Annotated in this window: 17 protein-coding genes and 1 pseudogene; 10 read left to right on the top strand and 8 right to left on the bottom strand. The window is 59.1% G+C overall.

The features are described from left to right. Positions 1-7: 7 nt before the first annotated feature. Entirely contained in the window at positions 8-664 is a 657-nt protein-coding gene (locus tag ACQY1K_RS09960) for a DsbA family protein (RefSeq protein WP_430257241.1), read from the bottom strand. After that, a complete protein-coding gene (locus ACQY1K_RS09955) occupies positions 661-1,095 on the bottom strand; it encodes a disulfide bond formation protein B (RefSeq protein WP_430257240.1) in 435 nt (144 codons plus the stop codon). Before ACQY1K_RS09955 ends, ACQY1K_RS09960 begins: the two co-directional genes overlap by 4 nt. A gap of 236 nt (positions 1,096-1,331) precedes the next feature. Here ACQY1K_RS09955 and ACQY1K_RS09950 point away from each other — a divergent pair, with 236 nt between their 5' ends. From ACQY1K_RS09950 to ACQY1K_RS09935, 4 genes are all read left to right on the top strand, one after another. Beyond that, complete coding sequence (locus tag ACQY1K_RS09950; protein ID WP_430257239.1) at positions 1,332-1,949, top strand: SCO family protein; 618 nt, start codon at positions 1,332-1,334, stop codon at positions 1,947-1,949. Between the two features lie 133 nt (positions 1,950-2,082). Continuing rightward, the gene (locus ACQY1K_RS09945) at positions 2,083-2,379 is read left to right on the top strand and encodes a PRC-barrel domain-containing protein (RefSeq protein WP_325262593.1); all 297 of its coding nucleotides are present in this window, start codon (positions 2,083-2,085) and stop codon (positions 2,377-2,379) included. Positions 2,380-3,373: 994 nt separating this feature from the next. Beyond that, entirely contained in the window at positions 3,374-4,351 is a 978-nt protein-coding gene (locus ACQY1K_RS09940) for a thymidylate synthase (RefSeq protein ID WP_430257238.1), read from the top strand. Next, the gene (locus tag ACQY1K_RS09935; RefSeq protein WP_430257237.1) at positions 4,351-5,274 is read left to right on the top strand and encodes a hypothetical protein; all 924 of its coding nucleotides are present in this window, start codon (positions 4,351-4,353) and stop codon (positions 5,272-5,274) included. Before ACQY1K_RS09940 ends, ACQY1K_RS09935 begins: the two co-directional genes overlap by 1 nt. Here ACQY1K_RS09935 and ACQY1K_RS09930 read toward each other — a convergent pair. The 3 genes from ACQY1K_RS09930 to ACQY1K_RS09920 form a co-directional block, all read right to left on the bottom strand. Beyond that, entirely contained in the window at positions 5,271-6,365 is a 1,095-nt protein-coding gene (locus tag ACQY1K_RS09930; RefSeq protein WP_430257236.1) for an ImmA/IrrE family metallo-endopeptidase, read from the bottom strand. The two genes, ACQY1K_RS09935 and ACQY1K_RS09930, sit on opposite strands and share 4 nt — an antisense overlap. After that, the gene (locus ACQY1K_RS09925; protein ID WP_430257235.1) at positions 6,365-6,700 is read right to left on the bottom strand and encodes a hypothetical protein; all 336 of its coding nucleotides are present in this window, start codon (positions 6,698-6,700) and stop codon (positions 6,365-6,367) included. Before ACQY1K_RS09925 ends, ACQY1K_RS09930 begins: the two co-directional genes overlap by 1 nt. Positions 6,701-6,767: 67 nt before the next feature. After that, positions 6,768-7,133: a hypothetical protein gene (locus ACQY1K_RS09920; RefSeq protein WP_430257234.1), complete on the bottom strand. Its 366-nt coding sequence runs from the start codon at positions 7,131-7,133 to the stop codon at positions 6,768-6,770. Between the two features lie 848 nt (positions 7,134-7,981). On the opposite strand from ACQY1K_RS09920, the pseudogene thyA reads away from it, so the two are divergent. The 5 genes and pseudogenes from thyA to ACQY1K_RS09895 all read left to right on the top strand — a co-directional run. Beyond that, positions 7,982-8,263, top strand: a pseudogene (gene thyA / locus ACQY1K_RS09915) (thymidylate synthase); the annotation flags it as partial. Then, the gene (locus ACQY1K_RS09910) at positions 8,263-8,790 is read left to right on the top strand and encodes a dihydrofolate reductase (RefSeq protein ID WP_062581045.1); all 528 of its coding nucleotides are present in this window, start codon (positions 8,263-8,265) and stop codon (positions 8,788-8,790) included. The pseudogene thyA and the gene ACQY1K_RS09910, both read left to right, overlap by 1 nt. Positions 8,791-8,952: 162 nt before the next feature. Further along, a complete protein-coding gene (gene hflK / locus ACQY1K_RS09905) occupies positions 8,953-10,062 on the top strand; it encodes an FtsH protease activity modulator HflK (protein ID WP_430257233.1) in 1,110 nt (369 codons plus the stop codon). Then, positions 10,062-11,024: a protease modulator HflC gene (gene hflC / locus ACQY1K_RS09900; RefSeq protein ID WP_062581041.1), complete on the top strand. Its 963-nt coding sequence runs from the start codon at positions 10,062-10,064 to the stop codon at positions 11,022-11,024. The genes hflK and hflC overlap by 1 nt, the downstream gene beginning before the upstream one ends. A gap of 236 nt (positions 11,025-11,260) precedes the next feature. Next, a complete protein-coding gene (locus tag ACQY1K_RS09895) occupies positions 11,261-13,036 on the top strand; it encodes a Do family serine endopeptidase (protein ID WP_430257232.1) in 1,776 nt (591 codons plus the stop codon). 9 nt (positions 13,037-13,045) lie between these two features. On the opposite strand, the gene ACQY1K_RS09890 is transcribed toward ACQY1K_RS09895, so the two are convergent. Beyond that, complete coding sequence (locus ACQY1K_RS09890; RefSeq protein ID WP_430257231.1) at positions 13,046-13,648, bottom strand: GNAT family N-acetyltransferase; 603 nt, start codon at positions 13,646-13,648, stop codon at positions 13,046-13,048. 26 nt (positions 13,649-13,674) lie between these two features. Then, complete coding sequence (gene serB, locus ACQY1K_RS09885; RefSeq protein ID WP_430257230.1) at positions 13,675-14,568, bottom strand: phosphoserine phosphatase SerB; 894 nt, start codon at positions 14,566-14,568, stop codon at positions 13,675-13,677. On the opposite strand from serB, the gene miaA reads away from it, so the two are divergent. Beyond that, positions 14,569-15,462 carry a tRNA (adenosine(37)-N6)-dimethylallyltransferase MiaA gene (gene miaA, locus ACQY1K_RS09880; RefSeq protein WP_430257229.1) on the top strand — a complete coding sequence of 298 codons (894 nt, stop codon included), beginning with the start codon at positions 14,569-14,571 and terminating at the stop codon, positions 15,460-15,462. 16 nt (positions 15,463-15,478) lie between these two features. Here miaA and ACQY1K_RS09875 read toward each other — a convergent pair whose 3' ends face one another. After that, complete coding sequence (locus ACQY1K_RS09875; protein ID WP_192086359.1) at positions 15,479-17,668, bottom strand: helicase HerA domain-containing protein; 2,190 nt, start codon at positions 17,666-17,668, stop codon at positions 15,479-15,481. Positions 17,669-17,901 lie beyond the last annotated feature (233 nt).

Genomic DNA, 17,901 nt, shown 5'->3' with positions numbered 1-17,901 from the left:
AGTGTTTTTAAGAGCCTGGCTTCGTGGCCTTGAGTTCCGCGCTTACGAGGCTATAGAGGCCCTGGGGGCTGAATTCAGTAAGCGGCTTCCCGTTGACGAAGAACGTCGGTGTCTGACGGACATTGTTCGCTCTTACGTCCGCTGCATCTGCGGCAAGAACGGCATCGACCGCGCTTGATGTTGCATCCTGTCTGCCTTTAGCAAGATCAAGGCCGCCGCCCGCTGCTATCTGCCAGGCTTTTTCAATGTCGGGAGCGCCATGGACGGCCCATTCCGGCTGGTTCGCGAGCAGAGCCTCGAGGACGGGCTGGAAAAGGTTCTGCTTTCTTGCCGCCTCGAGAATCCTGACTGCCTCGTCGGAACCCTGATGCAGTGCCGTGTACCGGAGCACGAGTCGTACGTCGTTGCCCGTCTGGGACATCATCTGCTTCACGATGGGATAGAACGCCCGGCATGCCTCGCACGCAGGATCGAAGAACTCGACGATCGTGACCGGGGCCGCGGACGGCCCCATGACGGGTGAATGCATCCTGACGAGCGTGTTGTCAGCCACGGGGGTGGCCGGCTGGGTTTCGACAGGCTTACCGCCATAGAGTGCGGCACCACCGGCGAAAACTGCGATGGCGGCGAAAGCGGTGGATACCATGATGGTGCGTCTGTTCATTTAGATGATCTCCTGCGCACGACGAGAAGTAGCGCGATAATGATGGTGAATGCCGCGAGCGAAAGAAGAGGGAGAGGCAGCGAGCCGAACAGGGTCATGCCCTCTCCGGAGCAGGATGGTCCTTCTCCGCAAGGCTTGATGGCTGTCGGGACGATCCCGAAGTAGAGGAGGTTATGGAAAGCCGCGACAAGCCAGCCGATCACGGCAAGCGGCATCGCGTAGAGCCAGCCACCACCATCCGAGCGGATCGCCGCAACGCCCAACACGGCCACAAGCGGAAACATGAATGCCCGCTGGTGCCAGCAGAGATCGCATGGAGCCTGGCCCATAACTTCCCCGATGAAGAGCGCACCAAGGGTCGATGCCAGCGCGATCACCCACGCTCCGAAGATCGGTGGCCATGTCTTGTCTGCTGCTTCAACTCTGCTCATCTGCCTGCCTTCTTCGCGTCGAATATTCATTGTGCGACCTCAAGCCCCTAGAGGGTCAAGGACCTGTTGCTGCTTTCCAGCCATACCTCAGCATTCCCGCAGGTTGACTGCCTGCGACAGTTCGGCGCGGTTTCTTCAGATTGAAGCGTTTCTACTTGACCCTCTAGCAGCTAGAGGAGGTATTCCCTCTATTCTAGGTGCCTTGCAATCTGAGCGGGGTGGAGAGGGGACGGCTCATGACCGGTTTGAAGATATTCCGCATCGTAACATGGGGGCTGGTCGTGATCGTCGCGGCTGGCTTGCTAGTCGTAGGCGGCATCCTTCCGTCGGGGCGGCAGGGGGCGGAGGTTTCGTCTGAAACCTCTACACCCGTGATCGGCAAGCCTTTCTCGCTGACTTCGCACCGGGGTGAAATCATCGACAACGCGACCCTCAAGGGTAAGCCGTACCTCGCCTTTTTCGGCTTCACCCATTGTCCCGATGTCTGCCCCACCACGCTGTTCGAGCTAACAGATCTCATGGGTGAACTGGGGCCTCTCGCTGATAGGTTCAACGTGGCGTTCATCAGTGTGGATCCGGAGCGGGATACACAGGATATGCTGGAAGCCTACATGGCCTCTTTCGATTCCCGGATCATCGCGCTGAGAGGAAGTCCTGACCAGACCGAGACGGCTGTGAAGGCATTCGCCGCATATGCTAAAAAGGTACCTACAGACGGCGGAAACTACACGATGGATCACACGGCAGGTGTCTATCTGATGGATGCTGACGGTATGTTCAAGGGAACGCTGGACATGCACGAACTACGGGAAGTCCGGCTGAAGAAGATCAGAAACCTCGTTGCTATGCGATAAGTTTCTGGAGTGCTCATATATCGGCGGCACGGCCGCGTCATGATCAGATAGCAGCTCCACCGTTTCGGGGCGTCGGAACAAAGAGTGCCGACTTCGGGTTATCCAACCACAAGAAAAACAGGAGGATTACCCAATGGATCACACAAATCACGTTCGCCTCGATGCCGCTGACCTGACACCTGCCGTACTTGAAGGTGCGACGATCTACGGGGCAGACGACCACAAGGTCGGCAAGCTCGATCACGTCCATGGCTCAGGATCGGCTGGTACCGCCATCATCGATGTCGGCGGTTTCCTCGGGATCGGCGCGAAGCCAGTCGCTGTTCCACTGTCGGACCTCCAGTTCATGCGTGACGAGGATGGCGACGTCCACGCAGTGACCACCTGGACAAAGGATCAGCTCAAGGAAATGCCTGAGCACAAGGACTAAGTCCAATCTCCTTTTCTAAAGATCACCCGGCCGTCGCGCCGGGTTTTTCTTGTGACCGACTGGCCTTTACCGAGATGAACCACGCCCCCAATCGGCGAGGGTCTGTCAGGGCTTGCAGAGCCCCCGACTCAAGTCCTCCTCAACCGCGCAGTCGTGATAGCCGACTTCTTGGGATCGCTTGTAAGCGTGAAGCAGTAGAGCGCTTTCCCCGCCGCTGCCTTGATGCGGCCGGACTGAATGATCGTCGGGTCGCCATCGTACCCGGCACGTTTTCCAGGACATCCTCAACCGCGCGGTCCGCTTGCACGAAACCGAAGCCGTGCAGGAGAAGCTTCTGAGCAACTCACCGATCGAGGTCGAACGTGCGTCCTCGCGCAGAGATGCGTTTGAAACGAACGCGAGCTCTTCGCCGTATCGAGGACTATGTAGGCCAGTCGCCCAAGGCGGCTTGAGCCTAGTCGTCAACGGGATCACCAGATCGCCCGCATCTTCAAAAGTCTGTCCGCTTCGGGTCCCGGATTGCGATTTGTGGAGGGTTTTGAGCGGGTGACCTTCGCACGGGTTGCGTCTCTCCTCAGTGATGCGCTCGGCCACGACGACAGTCTCGACACCATACCAACCGTAAAGATCGAGCACGGCTTCAGGCAGGTTGACCTTTCCCTGAGGCAGCGAATGCGCATACGCGGATGACGAAGGTAGTCCTGCGCCACTTGAAGCTCTCGGCTTCCAATTTTACGACAGGTACGCAAACTGGGGATTGGTCAGTCATCGTATTCGTGACTTCCGTTCTCAGACGATCTAGCCTGAATCGGAATTGGCTGATGACCGCGACGTATCCAGCACTATCGACAATGCGCTTGTGGTCTTACCGGCTTTCGCAGAAATCAATCGTCCGACTAAACGTTTTCAACTAACCGATGAAATAATCCTGCGGCTTACAATCTTGCAGTGAGGCGCTATCATCGGTCGGTGCCGATTCGCGCTTGGAGGATGCATGGAGATCGAGAGAGAAGGAATAGATGATGTACTCCATGACGTGTACACTTACCTTCAGAAGATCGGGCGCTTCAATCAAGGATCTCGTGGTGGCACGATGGAGTTGCTTGCCGTCACTGTTCGCATGACGAACCCCCGAGCGCGGATCAGCCGCTCTGAGGACCGCGGCAAGCCGTTCAGCGCCTTGGGGGAGCTGTTATGGTATCTTTCGGCCTCGGACAGTTTGGAATTCATCCAGCCGTACATCGACAAATATAAGGACGACGCTGAAGACGACGGCACCTTGCACGGTGCATATGGCCCACGGCTTCTCCGTATGCGCGCAAAAATCGACCAGCTTGAGAACGTATACCAGCTCCTGAAAGAACGCCCCAGTTCAAAGCGTGCAGTCATCCAAATCTTCGATGCTGAGGATCTCATTGGAACGTTTAACGAGATTCCCTGTACTACTACCGCGCAGTTCCTGGTCAGGGACGGAAAACTCCACCTCTCGGTGACCATGCGATCGAACGATGCATATTTCGGCCTGCCTCACGACGTCTTCTGCTTTACGATGCTTCAGGAAATGATGGCTCGGAGACTGGGGTGCGAGCTTGGCGAATATTATCACTACGTCGGTAGCATGCATGTCTACGTCAAATACCTTCCACAACTGCAGGAGTATCTTGCGGAAGGCTGGCATAGGACCGAGATAATGCCGGAGATGCCTGTAGGAGATCCGTTCGAGTTCGTGAAGCGCATCCTGGTGGCGGAGACGGAAATCCGTCGAGGCGCCATCATGACCGCGGACAATATGATTGACAGTCCATACTGGTCGGACATCCTACGGCTTGTGCAGGTTTTCTGGGCTTCCGGTATCGAGGAACGCCTAGATCAGCTTAAGGCCGAATTTCACTCCGAAATCTATCGTTCACATCTGGAGACGCGTAGACATATGCGACAGAGGGTCGAAACGGAAACAGATAAGAGCACCTGATGACGAAGTGGCCGTCGCGCGAAATTGAAAAACAACGCCTCATGAAGGCGATGGCGACCCACTCCGCCATGGTCAGGACCCTGCCGGGTGTAGCTTCTGCTGCGGCGCTCGAAACACTGGCCATGCAATTTATCGCCAGCCTTAGGCGCGAGGACTACTACTCTAAGGTACAAGAGAAGCCAGTAAGCGCGTCGCGGGCCGATCCAAACAGCCCTATGTTCGACGCCGAACGTGCTGTTGCTCACCATATGCAAAACGGTGACGTCGAGGAGGCCGCGTGGCTTGTTTTCCTTATGACCCATTTCGCAAGGCCTGCAGACTCGGGATGGCTCCGATTGAAGGACGTCTATGGGAAGCTGGGACAGGGCGTCTGGACCTGGAAGATTGTGGCACCGAATCCCAAGGCTTTCAGCGACTGGGTGTATGCTAATGCTGGTTCAATCCGAGGCAAGTTCGGAAATCACCGGAAGTACGAAAGCTTGGAGAAGGGAACCAAGCGAGAGTTCTCCCTCGTCCTCAAGACATACCTCGATGTCGTCGGAAAAAGTCATAAGATGTTCTTCGCGAAGTCGGTCCGCGATGCGGGCAACGATCCCTCGGTCATATTCGACCACCTGTACCGCCAACTTGATGCAATCTACTCGTTTGGCCGCTTGGCCAAGTTCGATTACCTTGCCCTTATTGGACGATACCGTATCGCACCGATCACCCCTGGCTCGGCATATCTTCCGGGAGCGACTGGACCAGCCTCTGGTGTCCGGTTGCTCTTCCTCGGACAACCAAAGGGCACGGCGACACTCAAACAGCTTCAGGTATGGTTGAATGAACTCGACGCAACTCTGTCGGTCGGAATGTCTGTGATGGAAGACGCACTCTGCAACTGGCAGAAGAGCCCAACATCCTTCAAGCATTTTAAAGGCTAGACTTCCACAGGCGCAATCTGCTCCCATGTCCACCTGCGCTTCAGGAAGTTCAGGGTCTTCGGTTCGATCATTTGACGCTTCTGCATCTGACCGACGATCAGGCCAGGTGCTATTTTGAGCTGAACGCTGAACCGCACCACTCGAGTCTCGTCTGCGTTAAGGCTTAGGAATTCCTCTTCGCGGTCAGCGGGCACGATGCACCGGCGAGCGTAGTTGTTCGCCTCGTCCTCGCGGTCATCCGAAACCATTCCATCGGTGTCCACGAACGTCTGGGCATGGTGCAGGACAAGATGGCCGATCTCATGGAACAACGTGAACCAGAACTGGTCGTCGGACCTGTGCCTGAAGCTCATGAGGATCATCGCTTTGTCCGGCGAGACGAGCCTCGTAGCACCGCTTGCCCGGCAACCCTCGGGTGCTTTTACGACCGCCAAGGCGACACCCGCCTCAGCAAGGAGAGCCCGCAGTCTGGGCAGGAAAAGTGCCGGCAGCTTCAGGCGTGAAAGCTCCTTGATCTCAGGTAGGCGTCCGATTAGTTTATCGACGTCCCAGGTCTCGGTCCTAATTAAATCAGATTCCAGCTCGCCGCGGCGTAGCCACATGAGAACTGCCTCTTCCTTAGTTTCGAAGGCGCTCGTGCTTCTGAAATCTGTCCGCCCGACGAGCCTCCCGTAATGCTCGTGCCAGGACTTCGGGTTGGGAACACTGAAATAGACCAGGCGTTTGCGGACCTCGGCAAATCTACTGGCTTCGGACAGTTTTCCGCGTGGCTTTACGCCTGGGGCTGGAACACTGCTGATGAAGTCGTTGACATCGTCAGGCGCAACGGCTTGAACAGCGCGAGCAACGGCTAGTTCGAAATTCTCCTGGCGCTTCAGCCAGAAAGACGGAGATGCTCCTAAGACTCCGGAGAGGCAGGAGGCGACATCGATGTCGATCTTGCGGGAACCGTCGAGCAGTGAGCGGAGCGTGTTAAGACCGCCGTCAAGACGACCGGCTATATCGTCAGCGCTAACCCGACGACGCTGCATGACGTCACGGATGGAATCTCCCGGCTTCGAGAACCAATCTGTCGCATTGATATCATCCATCAGTTTCGCCTCTGTAAGGTCGTCAGCATCACTCGTGTGACGCTCGACCAGTTCGTCTGTCCGCTGTCGCTGATCGCGAACTTCTTGCCCACGGGAACGAAGACTGCGATGTATTCGCTTCCAACCCCAACATGAAAGGCCATCGGGCCAGACGTGATCAGGTCATACACAAGAAATTCATGCCATTCGGCAGCATTATTGAGCGCCTCGGCGTCAGCAATCATCGTGAACAACGTTCGCGCTACATGCACGCCTAATATTTCCAGGCCCCGTTCAAACTTGCAGCAGCAGTCGCGAAGCTCGTCTGTCTCAAACGAAATCTTCAATCCCGCCACCCGATTCTGCTTGGCAGTGCGCGCGTGACGGCACTAGCTTGCATGACGCTGCTGAGGCGCGTTCCTCTCATTGAGGTAGAGCCGTACCACGAGGTTTCGATGCCTGTTTGGCCCGGATTTGGTCGATACGCGACCAGTTCCTTGCTAGTTCGTCTTCACCGGCATGATCCATAATGATGCCCTGAGCAGAAGAAAGGGCAGCCAGCGTAACCAAAACTCCGCCGGTCTCTTGGGCGACCTCGCCCTCAGGACGTGAAAATACGTAATCGACAAGCGCCATAGCATCGTCTCTGCTGCAGCCAGATGACTGAGATAGCTCGAGCGCCTCTTCAAGAAATCGATGGACGCGCTCATCTAGGTCCGAATGTGCGGAGGCAGGGAAACAGGCCAACACCCAGTCTTGGACGCGAGTTTGAAAATTGCTGTCTTTCAACGATCTCTCCGCCACCAGGAGCACTACAGAAGGACTCACTTCTTAAACACGACCATATCATTTTAAAGACCGCTGACAACGAATGCGTGTGCTCGACGGACGTATTCCACACTTCTCGTTTCTAGCAGTTGCCGCAGCGTACGGTACACTTCCTCAGTCGTCGCAGTGGTGAAATCATGCGTCGGCTGCACAAATGCAGGTCCGCCAAGCGGCGAGCTAATGTCGTGCCTGGAGGTGCCGGACGGAGTCGTTATCAATTCGGTCGAGAACTCAAAGAAGCTGGCCCATGAGAGTGTTAGGCGCGAAGGCGCCTACAAAAGCATGCCCCAGCTCTACAAAAAACGGAAGCGATGTCTAAACTGGCGTGAGGGTCAGTTGGCCGCTCAGAATCGGAGCCGGATCTTTGCCAGTGTGCCCTGCACGGCCTGCCCTTGAGCAAAATGTCTATGGTTTTAAGCACAAGTCCCAGGTCACTGACCGCCTGAAAAATCGGGCCGACGACGGTTATTCGGCAAGTGAAGCCCTCTCTGGACTTGGCACTGACAATGATCTGTGTAAACTTTGCGTCACGGTACAGGCAGGGATGCCGATGACCGTGAAGGGTTAGGCTGCCACCGCTTCGTAGGAAGTGGTGGCATTCTCTGCCTGACATCACACTCCCAGAATTTTCAACGACGGCATCCAAAGCTGCGTGGCGCCCCGGAGCAAGACCGGGGGCTGTCTGCCCCCGGACCCCCGAGGATATTTCCAGAAGGGTTAGACCTATGCCTCGTATCAAGTAACCTCAAGCGAACACTTCGACCATGGAGAAAGTTTTAGTGTACCGAACATTGTCAAAAACCAGCGACGTCGGAAAACCGTTCAACATCGCCTCTTACGCGCTCCTGACCATGATGGTGGCGCAGGTGACCGGGCTGAAGCTTGGCGATTTCGTGCATACGCTTGGCGACGCGCATATCTATTCGGATCATTTCGAACAGGCGCGGCTGCAGATGACGCGCGAGCCGAAGCCGCTGCCGACACTGCGTATCAATGCTGATGTGAAGGACATCTTCTCCTTCCGCTTTGAGGATTTTGCGCTGGAGAATTACGTCGCTGATCCTAGCATCAAAGCACCGATCGCAGTCTGATGGCGGTTCCGGTCGCAATCTTCGTCGCGGTGTCGCGCAACAATGTCATCGGCAGAGATGGCGACATGCCCTGGCGGCTGTCGACCGACCTCAAGCGTTTCAAGGCGATGACGCTCGGCAAGCCGATGGTGGTGGGACGAAAGACGCTCGACAGCTTCGGCGGCAAGCCGCTGCCCGGCCGCCCGCATGTCGTGGTCACCCGCAATCGCGATCTCTCGGTCGAGGGTGTGGAGACGGCGGCGTCCCTCGAGCAGGCGATATCTAGGGCGAGGGAGATCGCTGCAGCGACCGGTGCCGGAGAGGTCGGCATTCTCGGAGGCGGCGAAATCTACGCGAAAGCAATCGATCTGGCAGACCGACTTTACGTGACCCATGTGGAAGCGGATATTGCAGACGGTGATACGATGTTTCCAGCAATCGATCCAACCGTGTACGAAAAGATCGAGGAGATCCTCGTCCCGGCCGGCGAGCGCGACAGCTTTGCCACCCGTTTTGCTGTCTACAGCCGCCGATCGATGCCAAAGTGACATAATTCGTTACCGAACACCGGGAAGTTATTGAAGCTGCGTTGAAAGCGGCTCTTCCGATACTTATAACGGCATGACCGGGGGCACGGACCGCGAGCTGCTGCATTTCAGGCGGCTCGGACAGGCGACCGGTTAGGGAGTAGCACTAACAAAGAGGTTTTGATGCCCTGGAGCAATCAGAATGGCGGCGGCGGCCCATGGGGCGGCGGCGGCGGCGGTAACAATCAAGGACCTTGGGGACAAGGCCCGAACCGTCCGCGCGGCGGCGGTGGTGGCGGAGGGGGAAATGGCGGACCGCCTGACCTCGAAGACATCCTGCGGCGCAGCCAAGACCGGCTGAAGGGTTTTATGCCTGGTGGTTTCAACGGCGGAGCAGTCGCGGTCGTCTTTCTGGCCGTTCTCGCATTCCTGGCATTCGAATCGATCTATACGGTTCAGCCGGACGAGCGGGGCGTCGAACTTCGGTTTGGAAAGCCCAAGGAAGAACTGTCCATGCCGGGCCTTCACTTCCATCTCTGGCCGTTCGAAACGGTGGAGATCGTCAAGGTCACCGAGCAGCAGCAGAATATCGGTGCGCGCAGCAGTGCCACCAATTCGAATGCCGGATGGATGCTGACCGGCGACCAGAATATCGTCAACGTCCAGTTTTCGGTCCTTTTCACCGTCACCGATCCACGCGCCTATCTCTTCAACGTCGAGGCCCCGGCCCAGACGCTGCAGCAGGTTGCAGACAGCGCCATGCGCGAAGTCGTCGGACGCCGTCCGGCTCAGGATATTTTCCGCGACGCTCGTGAAGGCATGTCGACGCAGGTGCGCAACATCATTCAGGGCACGATGGACCGTTACGGCGCAGGCATTGCCATCAACGCCGTGCCGATCGAAGATGCCGCGCCGCCGCGCGAAGTGGCAGACGCGTTCGAAGAGGTTCAGCGCGCCGAGCAGGACGAAGACCGTATCGTCGAGGAAGCCAATCGCTACGCCAACCAGAAGCTTGGTGGCGCCCGCGGTCAGGCCGCGCAGGTCCGCGAAGAGGCGTCCGCCTATCGTGACCAGACGGTCAACGAGGCTCAGGGTGAAGCGCAGCGCTTCGTGTCGATCTACGACCAATATGTGAACGCACCGGACGTGACGCGCGAACGCATCTTCATCGAGACCATGGAGAACGTTCTGAAGAACTCCAACAAGGTCATCATCGAGCAGGGTCAGAACGTCGTCCCTTATCTGCCGCTCAATGAAATCAACCGGCCGGCAGCCGCACAGGGGGGCAACTGATGATCTCGAACAAATTGCCCGCTTTCCTGATCGGTCTCGCCGTTCTCCTGTTCCTCGTCTACTCGTCGGTCTTCGTCGTCAACGAACGGCAGCAGGCGCTCGTGCTTCGCTTCGGTGAAATCCAGAGCGTGAAGAACGAGCCGGGGATCTATTTCAAGCTTCCCTTCGCCTTTGCCGATGCCGATCGCGTTCAGTATATCGAAGACCGCGCACTTCGCCTGGATCTCGACAATATCCGCGTTCAGGTCCGCGGCGGTGCCTTCTATGAAGTCGACGCGTTCGTGATCTACCGGATCGAAAATCCGCAGCGTTTCCGGGAAGCGGTTTCGGGCGATCGCGTGTCTGCCGAATCGCGTATCAGCACGCGTCTCGACGCCGGTCTGCGCCGCGTCTACGGTCTGCGCAGCTTTACCGAGGCGCTGTCCGAAGAGCGTGCGTCGATGATGACCGAGGTCAAGCGTGATCTCGACGTTGCCGCCGAAACGCTTGGCGTCAAGATCCAGGATGTCCGCATCCGTCGCACCGATCTGACGCAGGAAGTCTCGCAGCAGACGTTTGCGCGCATGCGTGCCGAGCGTCTGGCGGAAGCGGAACTCATCCGCGCCCGTGGTAGCGAAGAAGGCCAGCGTCGCCGTGCTATCGCCGACCGCCAGGTTGTCGAGTTCGTCTCGGAAGCGCAGCGCGATTCGGAAATCATCCGAGGTCAGGGCGATGCCGAGCGTAACCGCATCTTTGGGGAAGCGTTCCAGCGTGATCCGTCGTTCTTCCAGTTCTACCGGTCGATGCGCGCCTATGTCGCCTCGATGGCCGGGAAGGATACGACCCTGGTGCTTTCGCCTGATTCACAGTTCTTCCGGTTCTTCAACTCGTCGGACGGCGTGGTAACGCCGCCTGCAGCGGGACGGCCTGCACCGGCCCAGCCGACGCCAGCCCAGCCGGCACCGGCGCAACCGACGAACTAAGCACTCAAGAAAAGGGCGGCCTGTCATGGCCGCCCTTTTCGCAACTGCCCTTTTCACCCGTCATCCACATCCATGTTCGCTGATGGTCGCGGTTTCACGAAAAGGTAATTTTCCCGGCCGTTATTCCGCCCTATGCTTTCTTCAGAACGGCGCGCGAGTTATCAATGCGTAACGTTGTGGGTTGCACGGATGCTTTTCTGCCGCGGCAGACACCGTGACAGAAAACGAGGATGCCAATGGGCCATTCGAAACTATCGTCCTTGAAGGGTTCCGTGAGCCTCGGTCTAGTGGTTGCCGTCATGGTCAGTCCGCTTCAGGCACTGGCGCAAAGCCCGGCCCAGCCGCAGCAGGTCCAGGCCCCGGCCCCTCGGCCACAGGCGCCAGCGCCTCAGGGACAGGCGCCCGCTCCGCAGGGGGAAGCCCCGGCACCTCCGGGACAGGCGCCGGCTCCACAGGCTAACAGCCAGCCGGCCACTCAGCCCGGCGGCATGCTGCCCGCGCCACCAGCGCCAGTCGGCAACAAGTTCAATCCGCCACCTCCGGTCAGCCAGTCCGCAGTGCCCGCCGGTCCAGCGCCGATCTCCGATCTGGCGGAAGGTCTGCTCGACGCCGTCGTCAACATCTCGACGTCGCAGAGCGTCAAGGACCAGGGTGCCGGCCCGCAGCCGCAGATCCAGGAGGGCTCACCCTTCCAGGAATTCTTCGACGACTTTTTCGACGACAAGGATAATCAGGGCGGAAACCAGAAGGTGTCTTCACTCGGCTCCGGCTTCGTGATTGATTCCTCCGGCTACGTGGTAACGAACAACCACGTTATCGAAGGCGCCGACGATATCGAGGTGATTTTCCCTGACGGCCGCAAGCTGAAGGCTCGCCTGGTCGGCACCGACACAAAAACCGACCTCTCCGTGCTGAAGGTCGAGTCCAAGACGCCGCTCAAGGCCGTTCCCTTCGGTGATTCCAAAAAGATCCGGATCGGCGACTGGGTCATGGCGATCGGCAATCCGTTTGGTCTTGGCGGCTCGGTGACGCTCGGCATCGTGTCCGCACGCGGCAGAAACATCAATGCAGGGCCCTACGACAACTTCATTCAGACGGATGCGGCGATCAACAAGGGCAATTCCGGCGGACCGCTGTTCAACATGCGCGGCGAGGTAATCGGGATCAACACGGCGATCATTTCGCCCTCCGGCGGCTCGATCGGTATCGGCTTTGCCGTCCCGACAGAACTTGCGGAAAACATCGTCCATCAGCTGATCGAGTTCGGCGAGACCCGCCGCGGCTGGCTCGGTGTCCGCATCCAGCCGGTCACCGACGATATTGCAGCGAGCCTGGGGCTCGACAAGGCCCGTGGAGCCCTGGTTTCCGGCGTCGTTGAAAACGGTCCGATCAAGAACGGTGAAATCAAGTCGGGCGATGTCGTGCTCGCCTTCGACGGACAGTCGGTCAGTTCGATGCGCGATCTGCCGCGGATTGTGGCCGAAAGCCCTGTGGGCAAGGATGTCGAGGTGCGGTTGCTGCGCGACGGCAAGGAACAGACCGTCCGCATCACGCTTGGGCAACTCGATGATACGGCCGATGCCGCAGATGGCGATGAGCCGGCAGCACCCGATGGACAGTCGCCAGACGCACAAAGCCCTGACGATCAGTCCCCGGATGACCAGGGCAAGAATGACAGCGGCTCCCCGGACGCCGGCGAGAAAAGCAGCGAGCCCGTCACGGTTTACGGCATGACGCTGAGCGTGCTGGATGAGGCGCACCGCAAGACGTTCGGGATCGCGGAAAGCGTCGAGGGCGTGGTGGTGTCCGAGGTGAAGGCTGGTTCGGTTGCCGCTGCCAAGGGCTTCAAGGCCGGCGACGTGGTGGTCGAAATCGCCCAGGACTTCGTCGAGAACCCGGGTGAGGTCGCCAAGCGCTTCGACGTGCTGAAGAAGGAAGGCCGCCGCAACGCGCATGTCATGGTGGCCGACAAGACCGGAAACCTGCGGTTCGTGGCACTTCCGCTGGAATAGCCTGAGAGTTCAGGCTTCCTCGACAAGGCGGGCGTTCCGCCTTGTCCATTCCTCCGGTGTCATTGCGTAGACGACATGGCGCTTGAGGTGGGGATGCGTCTCCGGCACGCGCGGATGGTCGAAATCCATGCCGGCCGCCCGATGCATTCCAAGGCGCTTCATGACAGCCGTCGAGCGGTTATTGTCCGCTACGGCGAACGAGACGACGGCCTTGATGTCCTTCTCCACGAAGGCGAAATCAAGCAGCGCTTCTGCCGCTTCCGTCACATAGCCATTGCCCCAGTAACGGGCAGCCAGACGCCAGCCGATCTCCACCGTTTCGGCCGGAAAAATCCCCGGCATATTGGCATAGGTCAGCCCGCAAAACCCGAGAGGCTCGCCGGTTTCCCTGAGTTCGAGCGCGTAAAAGCCAAGCCCGTTTTCGGAAAACATGTCGTTCAGCTTCCCGAGGAACGCATCCGATTCGTCGTGGCTGCGACGGAACGGGAAGAACGCCATCACGTCAGGGTCTGCGTTGATTTCGCGGAACAGGTCCCGGTCCGTGGGGAGCCAGCGGCGCAGGACGAGGCGTGAAGTTTCGAGGAGCGTGGTTGCGACAGGCTGCGGTTGCATCGTGATGCTCATCCCTCTGTTGAGCCTCAGCCCGGAATGACGAAATCCGTCTTCCGGTAGCCCTGGATATAGAGGAGCGCGGTCAGGTCGCCGTGGTCGATGCGGATCTTGGCCTGGGCCGCGACGTTGGGCTTGGCGTGGAGGGCCACGCCGGAGCCTGCGATGCCGAGCATGCCAAGGTCGTTTGCGCCATCGCCGACAGCAATCGTATCATCAGGGGTGATGCCGAGTTCGCGGGCGATCTCTTCCAACGCATCCACCTTGGCCTGTTTGCCGAGGATGGGTTCGGCGACTTCGCCGGTCAGGATGCCATCCTGTTCGAGGAGCATGTTGGCGCGGTTGACGTCGAAGTCGAGCATTGCGGCGATGCGGCTGGTAAAGACGGTAAAGCCACCGGACACGAGTGCCGTGTACCCACCCTTCGCCTTCATCGTCGCGATCAGTTCCGGTCCACCCGATGTCAGCGTGATCCGCTTCTCGATGACCTCGTCGACGACGCCGATCGGCAGGCCTTTCAAGAGCGCCACCCGTTCTCTCAACGCCGGCTCGAATGCGATCTCGCCGTTCATGGCACGTGCCGTTATCGTCGCCACCTTGTCCTTCAAACCGACGACGTCGGCGAGTTCATCGATGCATTCCTGGCCGATCATGGTGGAATCCATGTCTGCGATGAGGAACGACTTGCGCCGGGTTTCCGCCTGCTGCACCACAACATCGATCCGCTCCTCGCCGATCAAGCCGCGGAGTGTTTCTTCCGCAGCCGACGGATCGGTGCCGTCGCGAAGGGCGATATCGCAGGCGATCCCGTCTGCCAGCCAGTACAGACCGGAGGCGTTGACCGCTTCGGCGGCCCGTTCGGCGATGGACGGAGTGAGAACGGGGTTTGACGGATGGGCAATGAGCGTGGCAACGAAAGCCATATGACCGACCTTATGCAAAATACTGATGCGATCCTGATAACCGGGCCAACTGCCAGCGGCAAGTCGGCGCTTGCCATTCGCATGGCACGCGAATGCGGCGGCGTCGTCGTCAATGCCGATAGCATGCAGGTTTACGACACGCTCAGGATCATCACCGCGCGTCCGTCAGAGGAGGAGACCGCGGACATCGCCCATTACCTCTATGGGCATGTGCCGGCGACGCACGCCTATTCGACGGGCGAATGGCAGCGGGACGTATCCGCACTCCTGCCGGTCTTGAAAGAACAGGGGCGGATTCCGGTCTTCGTCGGCGGCACGGGGCTGTACTTCAAGGCGCTCACGGGCGGTCTGTCGGACATGCCGGAGATTTCCCAGGATATTCGGTGCCGTGTGCGCTTGCGGCTCAAGGAGGAGGGACCGCAGGCGCTTCACTCGGAGTTATCGGCACGTGACGCGGCGGTGGCCGCCAATCTGAAGCCGATGGACGGACAGCGAATCCTGCGGGCACTGGAGGTGCTGGAAGAAACAGGCCGATCCATCACCGAGTTTCAGGGCAAGGCAGGCCCGGTCATCATCGATCCGTTGCGAGCGCGCAAAATCGTCGTTCTGCCGGATCGAAAGATCCTGCACGATCGTATCAATGCCCGCTTCGTCAAGATGCTGAATGGGAGCGCAGTCGAGGAGGTCGAATCGCTGCTCGCCTGCGATCCGGCCCCGGACCTGCCGATCATGAAGGCGATCGGCGTGCGGGAGATCGGCGAAATGCTCGCGGGACGGATGACCCGCGACGCGGTCATCGAGCGTGGCTCCGCGCTGACGCGGCAATACGCCAAGCGTCAGATGACCTGGTTCCGCAACCAGATGGACGAAAGCTGGGAGCGCCTCGCGACGTGAGGGCGCTCGCTCGCGATCAGTCCTTGTCGTAGAGACTGCTCAGTGGCTTCTTGAGAAGGCCATCGCGCAACGAACCTTCCCGTGGCGGAGCTTCGCGCCGCAGGAATGCGTTCGGACGCGGTTCCAGTGACGGCGAGCCTGGTCGCGGAGTCTCGGACGAAACCTGCCGACGAAGATCGGCGAAACGGTCGTGAATGGCGGGCGGGCGATCCGTGAGCCGGTCGGTCTGACGCTCCACGGGACGCTCGGCAAAGCGCTCAACCGGCCTGTCGCGTTCCGGGAAGCGCGGTGCAAGCCGCTCCGCTGCACGCGGGGTCGGCAGCATGTCGGATCTGTAGGGTGCCAACGAGGGCGGTTCCGGCGAGCGCGGGGCAGGCGCATCGAGCGGCGGTATACCGCTGCCGATTTCACGCCGCCAGTCATTCAGTTCCGCGTCATCGGCGGACGGCACAGCCTGCCTGTCTTCGGGCGGGATCGGCAGACCTGCCTCCGGGGCGGGTGGATTGGCGGAATAGCTCTGCTGGAACGATGAGATTTCCGGCGCTGTGACCGAGCGCATGCGGGACACGATCGAACGCAGATCAACCGTGTCGGGCGTTTCTTCGCTGCCTTTGTTTGCAAGACTGTTGGTCTTTGGAAGATAGCGTTTCTCGACGCGTGAGAAGCGCATGCGCATGGGAACCGAGATGGCCTCGCCGAACGCGATTGCCTCGCCATTGCCGATCGACGACAAGAAGCTCGTCGTTGAGATCGACGAATTTGGGATCGCCGACTTGATGATGACCTGATCCCGTTCATTCGACAGGCGCATGGCAAACAGTGTCGAGCACTGGGACAGGATCGTCTGGTCAAGCTCGCCGGGGCGCTGCGTGATGATGCCAAGCGAAACGCCGTATTTCCGGCCTTCCTTTGCGATGCGGGAGATGGCCTGCACGGTCGGCGCAAACCCGAGCTCCCGGTCCGCCGGTACGTAGCGGTGCGCTTCCTCGCAGACAACGAGCATGTGAATTGCGCCATTGCTCCAGAGCGCAAGCTCGAACGCCATGCGGCAGAGGATAGAGGCGACAGAGTTCACGACTTCCGATGGGATGCCGGCAAGCTGGAACGTCGAGATCGGCCGGTCGTCGCCGGGAATGCGGAAGATATGCGCGATCGTCTCCATGATCGTGTCTTGGATCGTGTTGTTGGAGAACATGAAATGATAGCGCGGATCGTTGATCGCCGACGTGATGCGCATTTTCAGAGCGCGCAGGAACGGCTTGTCGGAGCGACCCTCCAGCCTGCCGAGCCGTTCGTCGATCAGGGCCAGCAGATCGGCCATGCGGTAAGGGACGGGCGTATCAGCTGTCAGCGAACTTTTTTCCGAAGCCGAGCGGCGCATCAGGCCCGAATCGCTGCCCTTGAAAGCGCGTTTTGCTTCCGGGATGAGGTCGCGCATGATGTCGAGCTCTTCGGGGATAGCCGGGCGGCCACGGAAAATGACCTCCGAGAATTCCTCAAGGCGCATCAGCCAGAAAGGCAGGTCGAGCGTGTCGGTATCGATAACGACCGCATGATCGGGAAAGGCTGCCGCAAATTCGTTGTGCGGATCGAGGATCAGTACGCGGAGCCGATGGTCAGCTTCGATCGCCTTGTGCAGGAGAAGCGAAACGGCTGTCGACTTGCCGACGCCGGTGGAGCCGACGATGGCGAAATGCTTCGACAGCATTGAAGGCACATGGATTGCCGCGTCGATGCTTTCATCCTGGCTGAGCTTGCCGATCGTGCACGTATCGTTCTTGCCGGCATCGTAGATGCGCAGAAGGTCGGCCGAGCGGATACGATGGGCAATGGCGCCGAGATAGGGGTAGGCGGAAATGCCGCTCGAAAACTCTTCGCGGCCATCATGCCCGACACGGACCTCGCCGAGCAGCTCGACTTCGATGTGGAATTTCGTGTCTTCGCCTTCCGCCCACTGGCGTTCGCCAGATTGCATCGAATAGGCAAGCGCGACGACGCGGTTGCTGCCGACGGAAATGGAGATCAGCCGGCCGACGGACCAGAGTTCGGTGAGATCGGTGTCGCCATGCTCGGCGACAGCTGCGATCGTCGCATGCGAGCCGTTGCAGGCGACGACACGGCCCAGCATCCGGTTACCGATTTTCTGGGCATCGCGACGCTCTTGCTCCCCGGCAGAGATCGAACGGTGAAGGTCGTTGTTCAACAACAGTAACGGCCCTGCAAATGGGGTGGCAATCGAAAGGTGATATGGAGATCAGGTTCCTCCAATCTCGCGACTGTAGCCTTGCCGGCTTAACAACTTGTGTAGGACCTCGTGACTTTCGGCGTGAACTGCGAGCGATCTCAATGAGATGACGTTTTTGCTGACGGTCTGCGTTGACGAATGGGGCATATCCGGCTAACACTCACGGCCATGAAGATTTCGAACGCACTTATCGT

Source organism: Neorhizobium sp. IRS_2294, assembly GCF_050500145.1.
Taxonomy (GTDB): Bacteria; Pseudomonadota; Alphaproteobacteria; order Rhizobiales; family Rhizobiaceae; genus Neorhizobium; species Neorhizobium soli.
This window is presented reverse-complemented; position numbering and strand designations above follow the sequence as displayed.